This window comes from Cellulomonas sp. EB106-03-03-XG116 (assembly GCF_058792015.1).
Window position 1 is genome coordinate 1 of the sequence record NZ_JBYTEP010000118.1, and the last position, 2,357, is coordinate 2,357.

Genomic DNA, 2,357 nt, shown 5'->3' on the forward strand with positions numbered 1-2,357 from the left:
ACGGCCTTCGTCGGCAGCGTCAGATGTGGAGAAGAGACAGGGCCCCCACCGTCGCCGCGGCCGGGGCGGACACGGACGCCGACTCGAGCGCGAGGTCGGCCTCGGCCTGCTCACGGGCGGCGCGGGCCTCGGCCCGCTGCTCGGGCGTGCGGTAGTCCGAGACGACGACCAGCACCATCGACACCGCGAACGCCGCGGTGATCGCGATCAGGTACACCGGGATCGGGCTGAACACCGGGATGGTCAGCAGCGAGGTGAACGCGAACGCGTTGGTGTCGACGCCGCCCATCAGGCCGATGATGACGCCGCCGGTGAGGCAGCCGACGAGCATCCGCGGGTAGATCCGCTTGAACCGCAGGTGGATGCCGTACAGCGAGGGCTCCGAGATGCCGCCGAGCAGGCCGGCGGCGAGCGCGCCGGTCGCGGTCTGCCGCATCTGCACGTCCTTGTCGCGCACCGCGAGCACGAGCACGCCGGCGGTCGCGCCGAAGCACGCGAAGTTCCACGCGCCCATGGGGCCCTGGATGAAGTCGTAGCCGAGGGTGTTGAGGTTGACCAGCATCAGCGCGTTCAGCGGCCAGTGCAGGCCCAGCGGGACCAGGAACGGGTAGATCAGCGGGATCACGATGGCGAACACGATCGGGGCGTTGCCGTTGAGCCACGCCAGGCCGTCGCCGAGGCCGGAGCCGAGCCAGATGCCGAGCGGGCCGAGCAGGAACGCGGTGACCGGGATCATCACGACCATCGACAGGAACGGCACGAACACCATCTGGATGTTCTCCGGGAACACCCGCTTCAGCGCGCGGTACACCGGGGCGAGCACCGCGACCATGATGAGCGGCACGAACACCTGGCCGCCGTAGTCGTTGAGCTGCATCGGCAGCCCGAACACGTCGGCGACGCACGCCGTGGTGCCGAGCGTGGCGTTGGTGGTGCACACCGTCGTGGCCGCGTCGGTGAGCTTCAGGAAGTCCGGCGTCATCACGGCGGCCATGACCGTGGCGCCCAGCCACGGGTCGACCTGCAGCTTCTTCGCCGCGTTGTACGCGACCATGATCGGCAGGAAGTAGAACACCGCCCGCCACATCGCGTCGACGAACACCCAGGTGGCGGGCTTGTCGTCGGCGCGGAAGTCCACCACGCCCAGCGCGTCCAGCACCGCCGCGAACGCGATGATCAGCGAGGCGCCGAGCAGCACGCCGAGCAGCGGGCGGAACGAGTCGGACAGGTACTCGAACACCGCGTCGAGCCACGCGACCTTGCCGCGGGCCTTCGACCGCGCGGCGGCCTTCACATCGGCGTCGGACTGCCGGCCGGCGCCCACGCCGGCCATCTCCGGCAGGTGCATGATCTGCGTGAACACGGTCTGCACCGCCCCGCCGACGACCACCTGGTAGCGGTCGCCGGACTGCGGCACGGCGCCCATCACGCCGGGCACCGCCTCCACGGCCCGCTGGTCGACCACCGAGGCGTCGCGCAGCTCGAAGCGCAGCCGGGTGGCGCAGTGGGTCAGGCTGAGGACGTTGGCCGGTCCTCCGACCGCCCGGATGATCTCCTCGGCCCTGTCGCGCGTCGTCGCGGACGTCATGTCGTACTCCTCGTCGAGAGCCGACGCCGTCCGGGCACAAAAAAAGACCTGAGGCGCATCGCTGCGGCTCAGGTCTTGCCCCGCGACGACGGCGGGTAACAACCCTGTGTGAACTCAGGTTCGCGGACGAGGTTAGCACCCCGGCACCGGGGGTCCGTCCGGGACCTTCGTCCCGACGAGGTCAGGCTGCCCTCACTCGTAGACTCGGGCGGGTGAGCGACACGGCGGCGGCGTACGGGATGGGCGGGTGGCCGTTCTGGGCCGTCATCGCCGGGCTGTTCGTCGTCGTCATGGCGCGCTCGCACCTGTTCTACTGGGTCGGCCGCGGGGTGACCTCCGGTGCCGCGCGGCTGGCGGACCGGGTGCCGGGCGCCGACGACGACGTCCCGGCGGGCGCGGACGCCGGCCCGGCCACCGCCCCGCGCGGCGCCGCGGCCCGCGCGCGGGTGGAGCGCCTCATGCGCACCCCCACCGCCCGGCGCGGCCTGGCGCTCGTGCACCGGTTCGGCCCGTTCGCGGTGGTCCTCGCCTACCTGACGGTCGGCGTGCAGACGGCGGTGTTCGTCGGCTCGGGCCTCGTCCGGATGCCGTACCCCCGGTTCCTCGCGGCGTCGGTCCCGGGCAGCGTGGCCTGGGCGTTCGTCTGGGGCACCGTCGGGCTCGGCGCGGTCTGGGCGGCCGTCCGGCTCGCGACCGCGTCCCCGTGGGGCCTGGCGGCGGTGCTCGTGGCGCTCGCCGCGCTGGCCGCGTGGGTGGTCCTGCGCCGCCG

The 2,357-nt window shown here is 72.4% G+C and carries 2 protein-coding genes; one reads left to right on the forward strand and one right to left on the reverse strand.

Annotation, left to right across the window (positions count from 1 at the left end; genetic code table 11):
* Nucleotides 1-19: 19 nt before the first annotated feature.
* Nucleotides 20-1,588, reverse strand: a complete 1,569-nt coding sequence (locus tag AC3WUG_RS19560) for a PTS transporter subunit EIIC (RefSeq protein WP_492329195.1) — start codon at nt 1,586-1,588, stop codon at nt 20-22.
* A 212-nt stretch (nt 1,589-1,800) separates the two neighbouring features.
* Here AC3WUG_RS19560 and AC3WUG_RS19565 point away from each other — a divergent pair.
* Nucleotides 1,801-2,357, forward strand: a 557-nt coding sequence (locus AC3WUG_RS19565) for a DedA family protein (RefSeq protein ID WP_492329196.1), incomplete at its 3' end; no start/stop codon positions are given.

What these genes read in the sequence shown, in the direction of transcription:
- AC3WUG_RS19560 (WP_492329195.1), bottom strand. Translation starts at nt 1,588, where the DNA reads ATGACGTCCGCGACGACGCGCGACAGGGCCGAGGAGATCATCCGGGCG.